This is a genomic window from Arthrobacter sp. CJL-S3, assembly GCF_056711635.1.
Map to the genome: position 1 here is coordinate 811886 of NZ_CM160046.1, position 17536 is coordinate 829421.

Consider the following 17536-nt stretch of genomic DNA (forward strand, 5'->3'; position numbering starts at 1 on the left):
GAACTGAGGACAAGACCATGACCAAGACCCTCCGCGTAGCTGTCATTGGCGCCGGCCGTATGGGCGCAGACCACATCCAGCGGCTCAACATCCGCATCCACGGCGCGGAAGTTGCCGCCGTCGTCGACGTCGACCTCGCCCGTGCGCAGGCCGCCATCGAAGGCATCCCGGGCGCCGTCGCCCTGGCCGACGCCGACGAGGCCCTCAACAACGGCGACGTCAACGCCGTGCTGATCGCCACCCCCGGCTTCCTGCACGAGGACATCCTGCTCAAGGCGATCGCCAAGGACATCCCGATCCTCTGCGAGAAGCCGCTCACCCCGGATGCCGAGACCTCCTGGAAGATTGTCGAGGCCGAGCAGAAACTGGGCTGCAAGCGCATCCAGGTCGGCTTCATGCGCCGCTTCGACGCCGAATACGCCGCCCTCGGGAAGATCATCCGCGACTCCGAACTCGGCGAACTGCTGATGCTGCACCACCAGCACCGCAACCCCACCACCCCGGCCGGCTTCACCAACGAGATGCTGATCAACGACTCCGTGGTCCACGAATTCGACGCGATCCGCTACTTCACCGGCGAGGAAATCACGTCCGTCCAGGTCCGCCTCGGCAAGGCCACCCGGAACGCCCCTTCCGGCCAGCACGACCCGCAGCACGTGCTGATCGAAACCGAATCCGGCGTCCTGGCCGACGTCGAGATCTACGTCAACGCCAAGTTCGGCTACGAGGTGGCCACCCAGGCCTCCTTCGAGGACGGCATTGTCAGCATCGGCGGGGACAAGGGGCCCTACACCCGCAGCAACGGCCGCTGGGGCGGCACCATCACCCCCGGCTTCGAGGAGCGCTTCGGCGCCGCGTACGACGTCGAAATCCAGTCCTGGGTGGACGCCGCCCTGCGCGGTGAAATCGGCGGCCCGACGGCCTGGGACGGGTACGCCACCGCCGCCTGCTGCGAGGCCGGCGTCGAGGCGCAGAAGAGCGGCGAAAAGGTCGCCGTGAAGCTGAACGCCAAGCCCGACCTTTACCGCTAACCGCCAGGACGAACGTGTTGGGGGCCGCGGTCTCCATCCCGTTCCGTTCCGTCCCGCGCACAACCTGACTGATCCACCATGGAGTGTCCCACGTGAAAATTGCACTTGATCCAACGCCCTTCCACCACTCGCACAGCCTGCTGGAGTTTCCCCGGGTGGTGGCGGACCTCGGCTACAAGTACATGCAGATGACCCCGCACGCCGATTTCATCCCGTTCTATAACCACCCGAAGGCCGACGACGAACTGGTGGGCCAGCTGGCCAAGGCCTGCAAGGACGCCGGGATCGAGATCGCGTCCGTTCTGCCGGTGCTGCGCTGGTCCGGCCCGGATGAGGACGCCCGCGAAGCGGCCGTCCGGTACTGGAAGCGTGCCATCCAGATTGCCGTGGACCTCGGCGTCAGCACCATGAACACCGAATTCAGCGGACGCCCGGAGAAGGCGGAGGAATCCGAGCGCGCGTTCTACCGCTCGATGGAGGAACTGCTGCCGATCATCGAACGCGAAGGCATCGACCTGCTGATCGACCCGCACCCGGATGACTTCGTCGAGGAGGGCCTGGCGGCGATCCGGGTGATCCGTGGCCTGAACTCCAAGAACGTCGGCCTGGTCTATGTCGCCTCGCACAGTTTCCATATGCAGAACGCGCCGCTGGACATCATGCGCGCCGCGGGGGACAAGCTCCGCCTGGTCCACGTCGCGGACACCATGGACCACCACGCCTCGCACGGGCTGCGCTACATCACCAACCCGCCCGGAAACCCGGTCCGGGTGCACCAGCACCTGAAAATCGGCGACGGCGACGTCAACTGGGATGAGTTCTTCGGCGGTCTCAAGGAGATCGGCTTCCTCGACCGGGAGGACACCGTGATGGTCTCCAGCGTCTTCGCCGAGGACGACAACGCTGCCGAGGTCTCCCGCTACCAGCTGGACACGATGAACAACTACATCGAAAAGGCACGGTAGCGGCCGCCCTATGCAGAAGACGGAAAACACCCTCCCCAGCGCTTCGACCCAGGCCGGGCCCGGCCCCGCCGGCCCGCCCGGTGCTCCCGCGCACCCGAAGCGTTTCATGCGGAAGGTCGCGCTGTTCTCGACCTTCGGCGGCCTGCTCTTCGGCTACGACACCGGCGTGATCAACGGGGCCCTGCCGTTCATGCAGCGCGACCTCGGGCTGACGCCGCTGACCGAAGGCCTGGTCACGTCGACCCTGCTGTTCGGCGCGGCGTTCGGTGCCATCACCGCCGGCCGGCTGTCCGACCGTTTCGGCCGCCGCAAGACCATCATGGGGCTGGCCCTCATCTTCGCCGTCGCCACCATCGCCTGTTCCCTGGCCCCCACGACGGAACTGCTGGTGCTGGCCCGGACCGTCCTTGGCCTGGCCGTCGGCGGGGCGTCGGTGATCGTGCCGGTGTACCTCGCGGAAATGTCGCCGGCAGCCCAGCGCGGGCGGATCGTCACGCAGAACGAGCTCATGATCGTCACGGGGCAGTTCCTGGCCTTTACGTTCAACGCGGTCCTGGGCAACGCCTTCCCCGAGGCCTCGAATGTGTGGCGCTGGATGCTGGTCATCGCGACACTGCCGGCCGTGGTGCTGTGGTTCGGGATGCTGGTCCTGCCCGAAAGCCCCCGCTGGCTGGCATCGGCCGGACGCTTCGGCGAGGTCCTCGAAGTCCTGCGCAAGACCCGCGCGCCGGCCGATGTCTCGACGGAATTCGATGAGGTGCGGCAGGCGGCCCGGGAGGACTACCAATCCAAGCTCGGAACCTTCCGGGACCTCACGGTGCCCTGGATCCGCAGGATCTTTGTGGTGGGCCTGGGCATGGCGGTCATCAACCAGATCAGCGGCGTCAACGCCATCATGTACTACGGCACCTCGATCCTCTCCAGCTCGGGATTCGGGGACCAGGGCGCACTCCTTGCCAACGTCGTCAACGGCGTCACCTCCGTGGCCGCCGTCATCGTCGGCATGTCCCTGATGACACGCGTCCGCCGGAAGTCGATGCTGATCGTCGGCCTGACCGGGACGTCGTCCTCGCTGCTGGCCATTGGCCTGATTTCAATGCTGATCCCGGAAAGCACCCTCCGCGGCTATCTGGTGCTGCTGTTCATGGTGACCTTCCTGGCCTCCATGCAGTCCTGCATCGGCACCGTGACCTGGCTGACGATGTCCGAAATCTTCCCGATGCATGTCCGCGGGATCGGCATGGGCATCTGCGTGTTCGTGCTGTGGATGATCAACTTCCTGATCGGTTTCTTCTTCCCGCAGATGGTCGCCTGGATCGGTGTTTCCATGACGTTCTTCATCTTCGTGGCGATGCAGCTGGCAGCGATCGTCTGGGTGAAACGCGTCGTCCCGGAAACCAAGGACAAGAGCCTGGAAGACCTGGAGCACTACTTCAAGAACGCGGCCGCCAAGCAGCCTGTCAGCGTGTAGCGGTCAGCACAAAGCCCTGCCCCCGGCGCTACACGTGAGCGTGCAGCGTCGGGAGCGCAGCGACCAGCGGCGCCAGTTCCGGCACCTCCTGCGCCTCGGCCAGCGCACGCTCCAGCGTGGCGTCATGGCTGGGCCGGGCCTCCTCGAGCAGCTTGATGCCGCTCGGCGTGAGTTCGGTGTAGATCCCGCGGCGGTCATCGGCGCACAGGATCCGGGTCAGCAGGCCGCGGTCCTCCAGCCGGTTGACCAGGCGGGTGGTGGCGCTGGCGCTCAGTGCCGTGGCGCGCGCCAGTTGCTGCATGCGCATGTGCCAGCCGTCCTGGCGGCTCAGCGCATCCAGCACGGTGTACTCAACGACGGACAGTTGCGCCACAGCCTGCAGGGAGCGCTCCAGCTCCGCCTCGATCAGCCCGTGCAGGGCCGCCAGGGTCCGCCAGCCTTGCGCCCGGACCTCGACGGCGTCGTCCTTGATGCCCATCAGTTCTTCCCTTCCGATCAGCCTGCCCAGCCCCGAAAAACCCCGGAACGACGACAGCCCACAAATTAGTTGCTTGCGCGGCATAGTTGCTTGTGCAACAATAAATAACGCGTCTGCAACTAATAGCTTACGCTTCGCTTTTCTTTCCGTACAGTTTTGAAGGAGCTCCTCCATGCCCATCGGCCTGATAGCACTTGCCCTCGGAGGGTTCGGGATCGGACTCACCGAGTTCGTCATCATGGGCCTGCTGCCCGAAGTGGCCGCAGACTTCCAGGTCAGCGAGGCCACGGCGGGCTGGCTCATCTCCGGCTACGCGCTCGCCGTCGTCGTCGGGGCCCTGCTCCTGACCGCCGCCGTGACCCGCTTCGAGCGCAAACCGGTGCTGGCCGTGCTGATGGTGCTGTTCATCGCCGGCAACCTGGTCTCGGCCGTGGCGCCCGACTACCTGCTGATGATGATCGGCCGCATCATTGCGGCACTCGCGCACGGCGCCTTCTTCGGCATCGGCGCGGTGGTCGCGGCCAGCATGGTCGCCCCCACGAAGAAAGCCGGTGCGATCGCCATTATGTTCACCGGGCTCACGGCGGCTAACGTCCTGGGCGTTCCCTTCGGCACGATGCTGGGCCAGGCCGCCGGCTGGCGGTCCACCTTCTGGGCGATCACGGGCATCGGTGTGCTCGCCCTGGTCGGCATCCTCACCCTGGTTCCAAAAACCGGCTCGGGCCAGGCGGGCGATGGTTCTGCCTCCGGTTCCGCCTCCGGTGCTGCCTCCGGCGGGCTGCGCGGGGAACTGCGGGCCTTCCGCTCCGGGCAGGTCTGGCTCTCCATCCTGGTCACCATCCTGGGCTACGGCGGCATGTTCGGCGCCTTCACATACATCGCCTTCACCCTCACCGAGGTCACCGGGTTCTCCGCCTCCACCGTGCCGTGGCTGCTCATCCTCTTCGGCGTGGGCCTGTTCATCGGCAACACCGTGGGCGGCAAGGCGGCGGACCGGAACGTGGACCGCACCCTGCTCGTGGCGCTCGCCGTGCTGGTCGTCGTCCTCGTGGTCTTCGCCCTGACCGCCGCCAGCCAGCCGATGACCATCGCCTCCATGGTGCTGCTGGGCGGCTTCGGCTTCGCCACGGTCCCCGGGCTGCAGATGCGCGTCATGAAATACGCCGCGGCCGCCCCCACCCTGGCGTCCGGGGCCAACATCGGGGCCTTCAACGTGGGCAACGCGCTCGGCGCATGGATGGGCGGCGTGACCATCACCGCCGGCCTCGGCTACACCTCACCCATCTGGGCCGGTGCCGGGATCACCCTGCTGGGCCTGGGGGTCATGGTGTTCGCCGCGGCCGCCGCGAAGCGGCACGACGGCGGACGCGACGGCGGCACCTCCAGAACCGGCGTCACGGGTCAGGACAGCGAACGGGAAGGTGTGGAACTCCAGCCGGCCTAGCGGCCCTGGGCGCACGATGGATTTGACGACGACGGCGGCCCCCGGCTGCCGTCGTCGGCGTTTTGCGGGCTGCGTTCACCGCCCCGAAAACCCCGCGGTCAGGCGACTTTCTTACGCACCCCACCCCCTTAGTTACGTGATTACATCCTAATGTCAGGACAAACTATTGACATGCGTGAGCTAAATCACCATGATCGAGGTAGGCATTATTCCGGCGGCTGCAAGGTAGCAGCCCGGAGCTGAAATCAAAGGAGATTCACGGTGGCTAAATTTTCCTGGCGCAAGGCGACCCTGGTGGCGGCGGTTGTGCCGATGCTGGCAATGAGTGCATGTTCAAGCACCGGCGGCAAGCCCGCTGACACAGGCAATGCGGCCGGAGGCGGCCAGGTTGCCACGACGGAACGGATGAAGATCGCCCTGATCACCCACGCCCCCGCCGGCGACACCTTCTGGGACACCGTCCGGAAGGGCGCCGAGGAGGCGGCAGCGAAGGACAACGTCGAACTGCTTTACACGGGCGATCCCGAGGCCGGCCGGCAGGCACAGCTGATCGAGCAGGCAGTCGACCAGAAGGTGGACGGCATCGCCGTGACACTGGCTACACCTGACGCCCTCAAGGACGCCCTGAAGAAGGCCTCTGACGCGGGCATCCCGATTGTCAGCCTCAACGCCGGCGAATCGGTCGCCACCCAGCTCGGGGCTTTCACGCACTTCGGTTCCAATGAGCAGCTCGCCGGACAGGCCGTTGGTACCAAGCTGGCCGACGGCGGGTTCAAGCACCCGGTCTGCGTGATCCAGGCGCAGGGGCACGTGGGCCTGGAAGCCAGGTGTGCCGGTGTCAAGGCGAAGGTTCCCGGGACCGAGATCCTGTACGTGAACGGGGCTGACATGACCTCGGTCGAGTCGACGGCCACGGCAAAGCTGCAGGCCTCCTCGGATGCTGATGTCATCATCGGCCTGGGTGCTCCCATCACCCTGACGCTCCTGAAGTCCGTGTCGACCGCCGGGAGTGAGGCGAAGGTTGCCAGTTTCGACCTGAACAAGGAACTGGCGCAGAAGATCGCCGACGGCACGGTGCTGTTCACGGTGGATCAGCAGCCGTGGCTGCAGGGTTACAGCGCCGTTGATGCGCTGTGGCAGAACAAGCGCGGCGGATTCAATATCGGCGGCGGCCAGGCGGTCCTCACCGGTCCCGCAATCATCGACCAGTCCAATGCGGCCGATGTCCTGAAGTTCGCCGAGCAGGGTATCCGCTAAATAGCCCGCTGGCCGGGCCGGTTCACGCCAGCCCGGCAGCAAGGAGATCTATCATGACCATGACCCAGACCAAGACAAAGTCACCGGCGCCCGATGAGCGCGTCGCCAAGCGCAGTCCGTTCCAGAAGCTGCTCGGACGTCCCGAGGTCGGTGCCCTGGTGGGCGCCATCGTCCTCTTCATCTTCTTCGCGTTGGTGTCCCCGACGTTTACCCAGCCCAACGCGCTGGCGACCATCCTCTACGGCTCCTCCACCATCGGGATCATGGCCGTGGGCGTGTCCCTGCTGATGATCGGCGGGGAATTCGACCTCTCCACCGGTGTCGCGGTGATCACCTCGGCCCTGACGGCGTCGATGTTCAGCTGGTACTTCAGCACGAACGTCTGGGTCGGTGTGCTCCTGGCCCTGGTGGTGTCGCTGGGCATCGGCTACATCAACGGCTGGATCCTGATGAAGACCAAGCTGCCCAGCTTCATCGTCACCCTGGCGACCTTCCTGATGCTGACCGGCCTGAACCTGGGCCTGACCCGCCTGATCGGCGGCTCGGTGTCCTCCCCGTCGATCTCCAACATGGACGGCTTCGCCTCGGCCCGGGCGGTGTTCGCCTCATCCGTGACGATCGGCGGCGTCGACGTCAAGATCACCGTGTTCATCTGGTTCGCGCTCGTCGCGGTGGCCACCTGGGTGCTGATGCGCACCCGGGTCGGGAACTGGATCTTCGCCGTCGGCGGGGACGCCAACGCCGCCCGCGCCGTGGGTGTCCCGGTCAAGGCCACCAAGATCGGCCTGTTCATGGGCGTCGGTTTCTGCGGCTGGATCCTGGGCATGCACAACCTCTTCGCCTTCGACACCGTGCAGTCCGGTGAAGGCGTCGGCAACGAATTCCTCTACATCATCGCCGCGGTCATCGGCGGCTGCCTCCTCACCGGCGGCTACGGCTCTGCCATCGGCGGCGCGATCGGCGCGTTCATCTTCGGCATGGCCAACAAGGGCATCGTCTACGCCCAGTGGAACCCGGACTGGTTCAAGTTCTTCCTAGGCCTGATGCTGCTGCTGGCCACCATCGTCAACCTCATCGTCAAGCGCCGCGCGGAACTCAAGTAAAGGGGCCCTGGAAGAAATGAACGCCAAAGAAATCGACCAGCAAACGCTGCTCCAGAACGAAAAAGACCCCCTCACCCACACCCCCGTGCACCTGCTCTCCCTCGAGGGCGTCGGCAAGCACTACGGCAACATCATCGCCCTCTCCGACGTCACCATGGCCGTGGACAACGGCCGCGTCACCTGCGTCCTGGGCGACAACGGCGCCGGCAAATCCACGTTGATCAAGATCATCGCCGGCCTGCACCAGCACGACGCCGGGGTCCTGAACATCATGGGCGAGGAACGGAAATTCGATTCCCCCCGCGACGCCCTGGACGCCGGCATCGCCACCGTCTACCAGGACCTCGCTGTCGTGCCCCTGATGCCGATCTGGCGGAACTTCTTCCTCGGCTCCGAGCTCACGTCCGGCTTCGGCCCGTTCAAGAGCATGGACGTCGAGAAAATGAAGGAGATCACGCTCAAGGAACTCGCCGAGATGGGCATCGACCTCCGGGACGTGGAGCAGCCCATCGGCCAGCTCTCCGGCGGTGAACGCCAGTGCGTCGCGATCGCCCGGGCCGTGTACTTCGGCGCGAAGGTCCTGATCCTGGACGAGCCCACCGCCGCGCTGGGCGTGAAGCAGTCCGGCGTCGTGCTCCGGTACATCCTGCAGGCCCGCGACCGCGGCCTCGGTGTCATCTTCATCACCCACAACCCGCACCACGCCTTCCCTGTCGGCGACCGGTTCCTGCTGCTCAAGCGCGGCAAGTCCATCGGCTACTACGACAAGAAGGACATCACCCTGGACGAACTCACCGCCCAAATGGCCGGCGGCGCCGAACTCGCCGAACTCGCCCACGAACTCGAACAGCTCGGCGGCCACGGCGACATCGTCAAGGAAGTCCAGGGCGAAGTGGCCGAGGTGGCCCAGACCACCGGCAAAACCTACTAGCAGCACGGGGGAGCAGGGCCCGCCCGGCCGGGCAGCCCTGCTCTTTCCTGCGCCGGCCTCCTGCGCCGGCCGGAGGCAGGGCCTGGAAACCGCGGCCCCGCACCGGCCCCACCCTCACACCGTTGTGAACAAATGAAAGGACGAGCCCATGGCTTACCTGAAGCGGGACTCCGCAGACCTTCCCCTGCCCGTGCGGATCGGGCTCATCGGCTCGGGCTGGATGGGAGCCTTCCACGCCGAGAGCATCGCCCGTCGGGTCCCCGGCGCCGAGCTGTCGGCCATCGCTGATCCCAACGTGGAGTCCGCCGCGACGCTGGCCTCCGCCCTGGGCGCCGGCAAGGTGACGGCCGACGCCGCCGACATCCTGGCAGACCCGGAGATCGACGCCGTGATCATCGCAAGCCCGGCGCGCTTCCACTCCACGCTGATCGCCCAGGCCGCCGCCGCCGGGAAGCACGTCTTCTGCGAGAAGCCGGCCGGCCTGGGGCTCGACGAGCTCGACGACGCCCTGTCCGCCGTGGAGGCCGCCGGCGTGCACTTCCAGGTCGGCTTCAACCGCCGATACGCGGAGGACTTCCAGGCAGCCAAAAAGGACCTCGCCGCCGGCACCGTCGGGACGCCGCAACTGCTGCGCTCACTGACCAGGGATCCGGGCACGGGCAGCATTCCACACGCGGCCAGGGTCCCGGCCTGGACCGTCTTCCTGGAAACCCTCATCCACGACTTCGACACCCTGAACTGGTTCAACGAAGGCGCCGAACCGGTGGAGGTCTACGCCATCGCCGATGCGCTGGTGGAACCCGGGCTGCGCGACCAGGGCTTCCTGGACACGGCCGTCGTGACCATCCGCTACAGCAACGGCGCCATCGCGGTGGCCGAGGCAAACTTCAGCGCTCTTTACGGCTACGACATCCGCGGGGAAGTCTTCGGCTCCAAGGGCATGGTGCAGGCCGGGCGGGCCACGGAAACCGCGGCCCGCCGCTACACCGCCGACGGGATGTCGGCCGACACGCCGCGGCTTAACGTGGAGCTCTTCCGGCAGGCCTACACGGACGAACTCGTCGACTTCGCCGATGCCGTGCGCGCCCGGCGGGACGGCCGCAGCGACGACACAGTGCCGGCGCCCAAGCCCTTCAGCCTCACGCCCGGCGCCGCCGACGCCCGGCGTGCGCTGGCCGTGGCGCTGGCCTGCATCGAATCGGTCAAGAGCGGCTCCCCGGCGGCCGTCAACACCGTCGCCGTCCACAAGACGGCGGTCCTCTGATGCGCCTGGCCGTCTGCGCCGAGATGGTCTTCACCGAACTGCCGTTCACCGAGCGGGTGCGACGGATCCACGAGGCCGGCTTCGACGTCGAACTCTGGGATTCGCGGACCAAGGACATTGGCGCGCTCAAGGCCACCGGGGCCGTGTTCTCCTCCATGACCGGCTACACCGCCGGCAGCCTGGTGGATCCCGACACGGCGGACGAGGTTGTGCGGACGGCGGAGTCGCTCATCCCGACCGCACTGGAGCTCGGTGTGAGCCGGATGGTGGTGCACCCGGCGGAACTCATTGAGGGCCACGCCGCCCGCCCGGTCTACCGTTCCAGCGGCCACATGTGGACCACCGGCGCCAGGACCCTGGAACGGCTCGGGAAGCTCGGCGAGAAACACGGGGTGACGTTCTGCCTCGAGAACCTCAACACCATCCTCGACCACCCCGGCATCCCGCTGGCCCGCGCCAAGGACACCCTGGCGCTCGTGCAGGCCGCCGCGCACCCGAACGCCAGGCTCATGTTGGACCTGTACCACGCGCAAATGGGGGAGGGGAACCTGATCGAACTCGTCCGAAGCGCCCTGCCGTACCTCGGCGAAATCCAGGTGGCGGATGTTCCGGGCCGCTGCGAGCCCGGGACCGGGGAAATCAACTACGCTGCAGTCGCCCGGGCGCTTGCGGAGGCCGGCTACGACGGGACCGTGGGCATGGAAGCCTGGGCCAGCGGCGACAGCGACGCGGCCCTGGCGGCCTTCCGCGCGGCATTCACCGTACCGGCACTACACACGAAAGTTGGAGTATGAAAGACGTCATTCTCGGACTGGTCGGGGTGGGGCGGATCGGCGTCATGCACGCCAACAACATCGCCGCGCTCAACGGCGTCCTCAATCCCCAGGGCATCAACGTCCGGCTCCGGCTCACGGACGTCGCCGAAGACCACGCCCGGAGCATCGCCGCGGGGCTCGGTGCCGAGTTCCTGCCCTCGGTGGAGGCGCTCCTCGCGTCCGGACTGGACGGACTCGTCATCGCCACCGGAACCGGGACCCACCCGGAGCTGATCAAAGCCGGGGTGGACGCCGGCATCCCGGTGTTCTGCGAGAAACCCGTCGCCCTGAACGTGGCGGACGCCCTGCCCGTGCTCGACTACGTCCGGGACCGGAACGGCGTCGTCCAGATCGGCCACCAGCGCCGGTTCGACGCCGGCTACCAGGAGGCCCGGCGTGCCTACCAGGCCGGGGAACTGGGCTGGATCCACTCGCTGCGCGCCGTCACCTGCGATATGGCGCCGCCGCCGGTCGAGTTCCTGGCCAGTTCCGGCGGGCTGTTCCGGGACTGCTCGGTCCACGATTTCGACATCCTGCGCTGGCTCACCGGCCGGGAAATCGTCGAGGTCTACGCCCGGGGCTCCAACAACGGGGATCCCGCGATCGGGGAAGCCGGCGACGTGGACACGGCCCTCGCGCTGGTGACGTTCGACGACGGCACCGTGGGAGCCGTCTCGGCCACCCGGTACAACGGGGCGGGCCACGACGTGCGGCTGGAAATCCAGGGCTCGCGGGGCTCGCTCATGGTCGGGCTGGACGACAAAACGGCCCTGGCCTCGGCCGAAGCCGGGGTCTCCTTCCCGGCCGGGGAACCGCACCGGACCTTCGCCGAGCGGTTCGAGACGGCCTACCGCTCCGAGATGGCCGCCTTCGTCGAGCTGATCCTGGGCCGCCGGGACAACCCCTGCACGCCGGAGGATGCCGTGGCCGCTTCCCGCGTGGCCGATGCCGCCCAGGAATCCCTCGCGACCGGCGTGCCGGTCCGCGTGGTGCAGACCGTGGCCGGCTGAGTGACCCGCTGAAAGGACGCTCCACCCCGGTTCCGTCACCGGGGTGGAGTTCCAAAAGAACCCCGGGGCCGTATGGCACCGGGGTTCTTTTGTCCGACTGCGCCGTCCTCCGGACGCGCGGAGCCCTCAGGCGCCGAAGGGCAGCCGCGGGTCCAGATCCTGGCCTTCCCAGGTCTGGCGGATCCAGCCGTGGTGCGGGTCGTCGCTGATGAGCCAGTCGCGGACCGGGCCGGGGCCCGCCATGACGTTGAGGTAGTACATGTCGTAACCGGGGGCCGCCATGGCCGGGCCGTGCCAGCCGTAGGGCACCAGGACGACGTCGCCGGTCCGCACCTCAGCTGAGACATCGATGGGCCGCTCGTCCGAGGCGTACACGCGCTGGTAGCCGATCGCGTCGTCCGCTCCCGGCCGGGCCGGAGCGCCGGGGGAGACCCTGGTCTCGAAGTAGTAGATCTCCTCGAGGTTGGTCTCGCCGTCCTTCTCCTCGTCGTGCTTGTGCGGGGGGTAGGAGGACCAGTTGCCGCCCGGGGTCAGGACCTCGCAGACGATGAAGCGGTCCGCTTCGAGCGCGGCGGGGGTCCCGAAATTGTGGACCTGGCGGGAGCAGTTGCCGGCCCCGCGCAGTTCGACCGGAGTCTCAGCGGCGGTGATCAGGCGCGTCGGGTAGGAGGCCCTGGCCGGGGCGGTCGCCACGGCGACGCGTCCGCCGTCGGCCGATGTGATAGTCACGGCCTTGCCGGTGCCCGTGTAGAGGACGTCGCTGGGGCCGCTGAAGACGCTCGCCCGGCCGGCCAGCCGGTACTCCGCGCCCTCGACGGACACCGTGAAGGACGCGTTAAGCGGGATGACGATGCGTTCCTCGTCCGCCGCGGGAAGTCCGACGGCGGCGGCGGCCCCCAGGGTGGCGACCTTCAGTCCGGTGTGGGCCCACCCGTCCACCGCCAGGGTGGAATCGGAGGTGCCCAGGGAGATATCCCAAGTGCCTTGGGCGGCGGTGCCGAGCGGATAGACCCAGTTGGCCATGAGTTCTGCCTTTTCGTTGTCGCGCCGGAGGACGGCGCGGATGCTGACGTTGGTGGGGCGGGGACGAGGCGCGCAGCGCCAGGCGGGCACAGCCGATCGGCAGGTGCCGTCGCCTGGGCGCTCGTGGCGCCTAGCGTTGGACGAGCGTCATTTCGAAGCTGTAGGAATCCGCGCGGTAGACGTGGTGGCCGGTCTCCACCTGGCGGCCGGTGTCGTCGACGGCGGTGCGCTCCATGGTGACAAGGGCCGAGCCGGGCGTGGTTTCCAGCAGGGTCGCCTGGTAGTCGTTGGCGATCATGGCACCGATCCGCTGTGAGGCGAGCCGGAAGTTGACGCCGCCGTTGCGGAGGATCGCGTAGAGGCCTTGTGAGCCCAGGAGCGCCTCGTCGATGGGGGTGATGTCGTCGCGGACCCAGTTTTCCATCAGCGCCAGCGGTTTTCCGCCGACCTTCCGGAGCCTGGTGAAGTGGTAGACCTTAGAGCCGGCGGGAATCTGGAGTGCTACCCGGGTGGCGGCGTCGGCCTCGTCGTGGGAGAAGCTCAGCACGTCCGTGGTGGGCTTGCTCCCGTTGTTGCTGAGGTCGTCGAAGAGGCTGGAGAGTTCGAGGGGGCGCCGGACCTGGCTGGAGACCACCTGGGTGCCGACGCCGCGCTTGCGCACGAGCAGGCCCGAGCGGACGAGTTCGTCCATGGCCTTGCGCATGGTGGGGCGGGAGAGGTTCAGCTGCGCGGCCAGGTCGATCTCGTTGTCGAGGCGGCTGCCGGGCGGAAGGATCCCGCCGTGGATCGCGGCCTCGATGCCTTGGACCACCTGGTGGTAGAGCGGCACGGGCGAGGACCGGTCGACGTTGAGATTAAGTTGATTCGCCACTTTTTGAATAGCCACTGTTGACGCGCTCCCTTGTGCCCCGGACCCGGGCCCACGTCGGGCCGCCGGTCACGTTCCTTAGCGTATGTTCGCTTGATAGGACATACTGCCTAAGTCCATGGTAGCAGGGCCGTTCAGGCCAGGGGAGAGCTGCGACACACCTCAACAAAGGCGCGGAACGGGGCCAGCCGTTCTTCGGCCGGGAGTTCCTGGGCCTCGGGGTGCCACTGCACGGACGCCACCCAGCGCTCCGGGTCCTCCAGCGCCTCAACCGTCCCGTCCTCGGCAACGGCGGACACAACGAGCCCGTCGGCGACCCGGGCCACGGCCTGGTGGTGGCCGGAGGCAATCTTGACCGTGACGGCTTGCGGAGCGCCGCCGTCGACGGTGCCGCCGAATTCTCCGCCGCCGTACAAACGGGCAACCTTGCTTCCAGCCTGGACCGCGACCTCATGCCAGGCCCACGGTCCGGCCCCGTGTACCGGTTCCGCTTCCCGGTGCGCCACGGTCCCCGGATCCATGTCCTGGATCAGCGTTCCGCCGTAGAGCACATTGAGCAGCTGGTGCCCGCGGCAGACGCCGAGCACGGGCAGCCCGGCGTCGATCGACCGCCGCGCGATGGCCAGATCCAGCTCGTCCTGGGCGCGGCTGACGTCGTAGCAGGCGACGCCGGGTTCCTCGCCGTAGAGCCGGGGGTCCAGGTCGCCGCCGCCCGGAAGGACGACGCCGTCGAGCGTCTCAAGCGGCTCCCCGGGGGCAGTGAGCAGCACCGGCTCGCCGCCGCCGTCGCGCACCAGTTCCACGATGTAATCGAAGAGCGCATTGGCCTCGGCCACTCGAGGATCCGGGTCCGTGGAGCTGCTGAGCCGCACGGGAATCCCGATGCGGGGAGGGGTGCTGGTACGGGGCGGAATCTGCATGGTCTATTCTGCACCAGAACTTCTGCATCACAACGCAGGTCTAGGATGGCCGGATGACCAACAGATATCTCGTGTCCCGCAGCCGCTTCATCGCGGCCGCTCCGGAAGCCATTTTCGAGGTGCTCGCCGCCCCGGCACTGCACAGCGTGATCGACGGCTCCGACACCGTTAAGGGTGCCCAGCCTCGCGGCCCCGAACGGCTCGCCCTTGGCGCGAAGTTCGGCATGGAAATGAACATCAAGCTGGACTACAAGATCCTCAATGCGGTCTGCGAGTTCGAGGAAGGCCGCCGGATCGCGTGGCGGCACTTCGGCGGCCACGTGTGGCGCTACCTGCTGGAGCCGGCGGCCGACGCCGCAGGCAACCCGGGCACGCTCGTCACCGAACAGTGGGACGCGCGGGACGTACGCGCCAGGATCCTGCTGCGCCTGGCCGGTTACGTCCGCCGCCACCCGGCCAACATCGAGCAGACCCTCGCCAAGCTGGACTCCTACATGAGCTCCGGGCAGCGCGAGGCCGGCAACGCCGGGGTTTCCTGACGCCCAGGCGGCGCTGAAACGGGCCGTGCCGCCCTCGGTCGGTCCCGTCATGCCCGGCCGCTTCTGTAGTGTGGATGGCACCGGGAGCAAAGGCAATACTGAAGGTGGGAACCACGATGGGCCGCAGGACACTCGTTGACGACCTCGTCGACGGCCTGCTGGCGGACATCCTTGACGGCAAGCTGCTGCCCCACGAAGCCATTCCGCCCGAAGCCGACATCGCCAAGGCCTACGATGTCAGCCGCCTCACTGTGCGCGAAGCGCTGAAGGCCCTGCGGGCGCAGAACATCCTGTACGTAAAAGCCGGGCGGGGAACCTTCGTCAATCCGTCCGACAACTGGACCGGGCTGGATGCGATCTTCAAAGCCGCCTCGCACGACAGCGGTGAGGAGCAGGTGGCCGTGGGGCTGATTGAGATGCGCCGCATGGTGGAAACCGGAGCCGCCGCTCTGGCGGCCAAACGCCACACTCCCGAACATGCCGACCAGATGCGCAAGTGCATAGCGGACATGAAGCGCTTCCATGAGTCCGGCGATCTGGATGCCTTTGTGGCGGCGGACATCGGATTCCACGATGCCGTGCTGAAGGCCTCGGGCAATCCTTTTGTCCGGGCACTGTTCGCCCAGCTCGGGCAACTCCTTTACGTGAAGCGGCGCGAAACGTCAGCCGTCGAGGAAATCCAGGTGCACGCCATTGAGTTCCACGAGAAGGTCATGGACAGCATCCTGAGCGGCGACGCCGAGCTGGCCCGCCGCAGCATGGACGAGCACATGGACCAGACGTACCAGGACTACGAGCGCTACGTGCACAACCCCGCGTCCTGAGCCGCGGCCTGCGCCGCGGCAGCCGGGGCTTGACGTAATCCACGTCACTCTTCTATGCTCGTTCTCATGCTCTTCCATCAGATGTCTGACATCTGACCCAGTCCACCTGGAATTGTTCCCCGGACTGAACCTCCCCACCATCCCCACGGAGCCCCGCCACCACCGCAGGTGCCGCCCCCGTTACACAGAAGGTCGATGATGACTTCAACCTCCCTCAAGTCCGCTGGACTCGGCGAGCTTGGCGAGCGCACGCTCCGCAAGGTCCGCCGCCGAGTTATGCCGCTGATCGTCCTGCTCTACTTCATTGCCTATCTCGACCGCAATAACGTGGGCTTCGCCAAACTCACCATGAGCGAGGACATCGGCCTGACCGCCGCCGCCTACGGGCTGGGCGCCGGAATCTTCTTCCTCGGCTATGCGCTCCTCGAGATCCCGAGCAACGCAGGCATGTACCGGTTCGGCGCACGCAAGTGGCTGGCCCGCATCCTCATCACCTGGGGCATCTTCGCCACGGGCATGTGCCTGGTGAACGGTGAAACCACCTACTACATCATCCGCTTCCTGCTCGGGGCGGCCGAGGCCGGGTTCTTCCCGGCAATCCTCTTCTACCTGACCCTCTGGTTCCCCGCCGCACAGCGCGTGACCGTCCTCGGCATCTTCATTCTGGCCCAGCCGGTGTCCAACGCCCTGGGGGCCCCGGTCTCCGGGCTGCTCCTGCAGATGGACGGCATCATGGGACTCCACGGCTGGCAGTGGCTGTACATCATCGAAGGCATCCCGGCCATCCTGCTCGGCCTGCTGACCCCCATCCTCATGACCGACCGTCCGCGGGATGCCAAATGGCTCAACAACGACGAGCGTGAATGGCTCACCAACACTATGGAAGCCGAACTGGCCGCCAAGTCCAGCTCGGGCAGCCACAACTTCCTGGCCGGCCTCAAGGACAAGCGCACCCTGATCTACTCCGCCCTCTACTTCGGGCTGGTCTGCGGCATCTACGGACTCGGCCTCTGGATGCCCACCATCGTCGCTGCGCTGGGCAAGTTCTCCACCACCCAGATCGGCTTCATCGTCTGCATCCCGTACACCATCGCCGCCGTCTTCGTGTACTTCTGGAGCAAGCGTGCGGACCGCACCGGCAAGCGCGCCTGGCACACCGCCGTCAGCATGGTGCTGGCCGGCATGGGCCTGCTGGCCGCAGGATACCTGCTGCCCGTGAACCCGATTCTGGCCCTGATCGGACTGACCGCTTCGGCCATGGGCATCTACGGCGCCATCGCACCCTTCCTGTCCATGCCCTCGGTCGCACTGACCGGGGCGGCTGCTGCCGCCGGCCTGGCCATGATCAACTCACTGGGCAACCTTGGCGGCTTCGTTGCCCCCTACGCCGTCGGACTCCTGAACGACGCCACGGGCAACAACCAAAGCGGCCTGCTGTTCCTGTCCCTCTGCCTGTGTATTACCGCGGTGGCCACCTACCTCTACGCCCGGAAACGGCCTGAAGGCGATGCCGCACTGGAACCGGCAGCAGCCGCAGCCGTGACCACTGAACCCCCGGCCCCGGCCAAGATCTCCTGATACCGAAATCCCTGA

17 protein-coding genes are annotated in these 17536 nt (G+C 67.0%); 13 read left to right on the forward strand and 4 right to left on the reverse strand.

Annotated features, from left to right (window positions below; genetic code table 11):
• Positions 1–17: 17 nt before the first annotated feature.
• The 3 genes from AC06G6_RS03765 (at position 18) to AC06G6_RS03775 (ending at position 3467) form a co-directional block, all read left to right on the forward strand.
• On the forward strand, positions 18–1031 hold the full coding sequence (locus AC06G6_RS03765) for a Gfo/Idh/MocA family protein (protein ID WP_479826489.1): 1014 nt from the start codon (positions 18–20) through the stop codon (positions 1029–1031).
• A 92-nt stretch (positions 1032–1123) separates the two neighbouring features.
• On the forward strand, positions 1124–1996 hold the full coding sequence (locus AC06G6_RS03770) for a sugar phosphate isomerase/epimerase family protein (RefSeq protein WP_479826491.1): 873 nt from the start codon (positions 1124–1126) through the stop codon (positions 1994–1996).
• Positions 1997–2006: 10 nt separating this feature from the next.
• On the forward strand, positions 2007–3467 hold the full coding sequence (locus AC06G6_RS03775) for a sugar porter family MFS transporter (protein ID WP_479826492.1): 1461 nt from the start codon (positions 2007–2009) through the stop codon (positions 3465–3467).
• Positions 3468–3495: 28 nt separating this feature from the next.
• Here AC06G6_RS03775 and AC06G6_RS03780 read toward each other — a convergent pair whose 3' ends face one another.
• Positions 3496–3945, reverse strand: a complete 450-nt coding sequence (locus AC06G6_RS03780) for a MarR family winged helix-turn-helix transcriptional regulator (protein ID WP_307463632.1) — start codon at positions 3943–3945, stop codon at positions 3496–3498.
• Positions 3946–4117: 172 nt separating this feature from the next.
• Between AC06G6_RS03780 and AC06G6_RS03785 the strand changes: the two genes are divergently transcribed.
• From AC06G6_RS03785 to AC06G6_RS03815, 7 genes are all read left to right on the forward strand, one after another.
• The gene (locus AC06G6_RS03785; protein ID WP_479826495.1) at positions 4118–5389 is read left to right on the forward strand and encodes an MFS transporter; all 1272 of its coding nucleotides are present in this window, start codon (positions 4118–4120) and stop codon (positions 5387–5389) included.
• 261 nt (positions 5390–5650) lie between these two features.
• Positions 5651–6646, forward strand: coding sequence for a substrate-binding domain-containing protein (locus AC06G6_RS03790; RefSeq protein ID WP_479826497.1), 996 nt, complete (start codon positions 5651–5653; stop codon positions 6644–6646).
• Between the two features lie 53 nt (positions 6647–6699).
• The gene (locus tag AC06G6_RS03795) at positions 6700–7749 is read left to right on the forward strand and encodes an ABC transporter permease (protein WP_479826499.1); all 1050 of its coding nucleotides are present in this window, start codon (positions 6700–6702) and stop codon (positions 7747–7749) included.
• A gap of 16 nt (positions 7750–7765) precedes the next feature.
• Positions 7766–8680, forward strand: coding sequence for an ATP-binding cassette domain-containing protein (locus AC06G6_RS03800; RefSeq protein WP_479826501.1), 915 nt, complete (start codon positions 7766–7768; stop codon positions 8678–8680).
• Positions 8681–8828: 148 nt separating this feature from the next.
• The gene (locus AC06G6_RS03805) at positions 8829–9944 is read left to right on the forward strand and encodes a Gfo/Idh/MocA family oxidoreductase (protein ID WP_479826503.1); all 1116 of its coding nucleotides are present in this window, start codon (positions 8829–8831) and stop codon (positions 9942–9944) included.
• Positions 9944–10738, forward strand: coding sequence for a TIM barrel protein (locus AC06G6_RS03810; RefSeq protein WP_479826505.1), 795 nt, complete (start codon positions 9944–9946; stop codon positions 10736–10738). Before AC06G6_RS03805 ends, AC06G6_RS03810 begins: the two co-directional genes overlap by 1 nt.
• Positions 10735–11769, forward strand: coding sequence for a Gfo/Idh/MocA family protein (locus AC06G6_RS03815; RefSeq protein WP_479826507.1), 1035 nt, complete (start codon positions 10735–10737; stop codon positions 11767–11769). The genes AC06G6_RS03810 and AC06G6_RS03815 overlap by 4 nt, the downstream gene beginning before the upstream one ends.
• Positions 11770–11895: 126 nt before the next feature.
• Here the strand turns inward: AC06G6_RS03815 and iolB are convergent, their stop codons facing one another.
• The 3 genes from iolB to AC06G6_RS03830 form a co-directional block, all read right to left on the reverse strand.
• Positions 11896–12792, reverse strand: coding sequence for a 5-deoxy-glucuronate isomerase (iolB, locus tag AC06G6_RS03820; protein WP_479826509.1), 897 nt, complete (start codon positions 12790–12792; stop codon positions 11896–11898).
• A 130-nt stretch (positions 12793–12922) separates the two neighbouring features.
• On the reverse strand, positions 12923–13663 hold the full coding sequence (locus AC06G6_RS03825; protein WP_479828525.1) for a GntR family transcriptional regulator: 741 nt from the start codon (positions 13661–13663) through the stop codon (positions 12923–12925).
• Between the two features lie 131 nt (positions 13664–13794).
• Positions 13795–14580 carry a gamma-glutamyl-gamma-aminobutyrate hydrolase family protein gene (locus AC06G6_RS03830; protein WP_479826511.1) on the reverse strand — a complete coding sequence of 262 codons (786 nt, stop codon included), beginning with the start codon at positions 14578–14580 and terminating at the stop codon, positions 13795–13797.
• 53 nt (positions 14581–14633) lie between these two features.
• On the opposite strand from AC06G6_RS03830, the gene AC06G6_RS03835 reads away from it, so the two are divergent.
• From AC06G6_RS03835 to AC06G6_RS03845, 3 genes are all read left to right on the forward strand, one after another.
• Positions 14634–15119 carry an SRPBCC family protein gene (locus AC06G6_RS03835; protein ID WP_479826513.1) on the forward strand — a complete coding sequence of 162 codons (486 nt, stop codon included), beginning with the start codon at positions 14634–14636 and terminating at the stop codon, positions 15117–15119.
• Between the two features lie 116 nt (positions 15120–15235).
• On the forward strand, positions 15236–15943 hold the full coding sequence (locus AC06G6_RS03840; protein WP_479828526.1) for a FadR/GntR family transcriptional regulator: 708 nt from the start codon (positions 15236–15238) through the stop codon (positions 15941–15943).
• A 195-nt stretch (positions 15944–16138) separates the two neighbouring features.
• On the forward strand, positions 16139–17521 hold the full coding sequence (locus tag AC06G6_RS03845) for an MFS transporter (protein ID WP_479826515.1): 1383 nt from the start codon (positions 16139–16141) through the stop codon (positions 17519–17521).
• Positions 17522–17536 lie beyond the last annotated feature (15 nt).

Bases quoted from the DNA above. Each gene is read 5' to 3' on its own strand.
- AC06G6_RS03835 (WP_479826513.1), top strand. From the start codon at position 14,634: ATGACCAACAGATATCTCGTGTCCCGCAGCCGCTTCATCGCGGCCGCT.
- AC06G6_RS03795 (WP_479826499.1), top strand. From the start codon at position 6,700: ATGACCATGACCCAGACCAAGACAAAGTCACCGGCGCCCGATGAGCGC.
- AC06G6_RS03785 (WP_479826495.1), top strand. From the start codon at position 4,118: ATGCCCATCGGCCTGATAGCACTTGCCCTCGGAGGGTTCGGGATCGGA.
- AC06G6_RS03840 (WP_479828526.1), top strand. From the start codon at position 15,236: ATGGGCCGCAGGACACTCGTTGACGACCTCGTCGACGGCCTGCTGGCG.
- AC06G6_RS03775 (WP_479826492.1), top strand. From the start codon at position 2,007: ATGCAGAAGACGGAAAACACCCTCCCCAGCGCTTCGACCCAGGCCGGG.
- AC06G6_RS03845 (WP_479826515.1), top strand. From the start codon at position 16,139: ATGATGACTTCAACCTCCCTCAAGTCCGCTGGACTCGGCGAGCTTGGC.
- AC06G6_RS03805 (WP_479826503.1), top strand. From the start codon at position 8,829: ATGGCTTACCTGAAGCGGGACTCCGCAGACCTTCCCCTGCCCGTGCGG.
- AC06G6_RS03810 (WP_479826505.1), top strand. From the start codon at position 9,944: ATGCGCCTGGCCGTCTGCGCCGAGATGGTCTTCACCGAACTGCCGTTC.
- AC06G6_RS03780 (WP_307463632.1), bottom strand. From the start codon at position 3,945: ATGGGCATCAAGGACGACGCCGTCGAGGTCCGGGCGCAAGGCTGGCGG.
- AC06G6_RS03815 (WP_479826507.1), top strand. From the start codon at position 10,735: ATGAAAGACGTCATTCTCGGACTGGTCGGGGTGGGGCGGATCGGCGTC.
- AC06G6_RS03800 (WP_479826501.1), top strand. From the start codon at position 7,766: ATGAACGCCAAAGAAATCGACCAGCAAACGCTGCTCCAGAACGAAAAA.
- AC06G6_RS03765 (WP_479826489.1), top strand. From the start codon at position 18: ATGACCAAGACCCTCCGCGTAGCTGTCATTGGCGCCGGCCGTATGGGC.
- AC06G6_RS03830 (WP_479826511.1), bottom strand. From the start codon at position 14,580: ATGCAGATTCCGCCCCGTACCAGCACCCCTCCCCGCATCGGGATTCCC.
- iolB (WP_479826509.1), bottom strand. From the start codon at position 12,792: ATGGCCAACTGGGTCTATCCGCTCGGCACCGCCGCCCAAGGCACTTGG.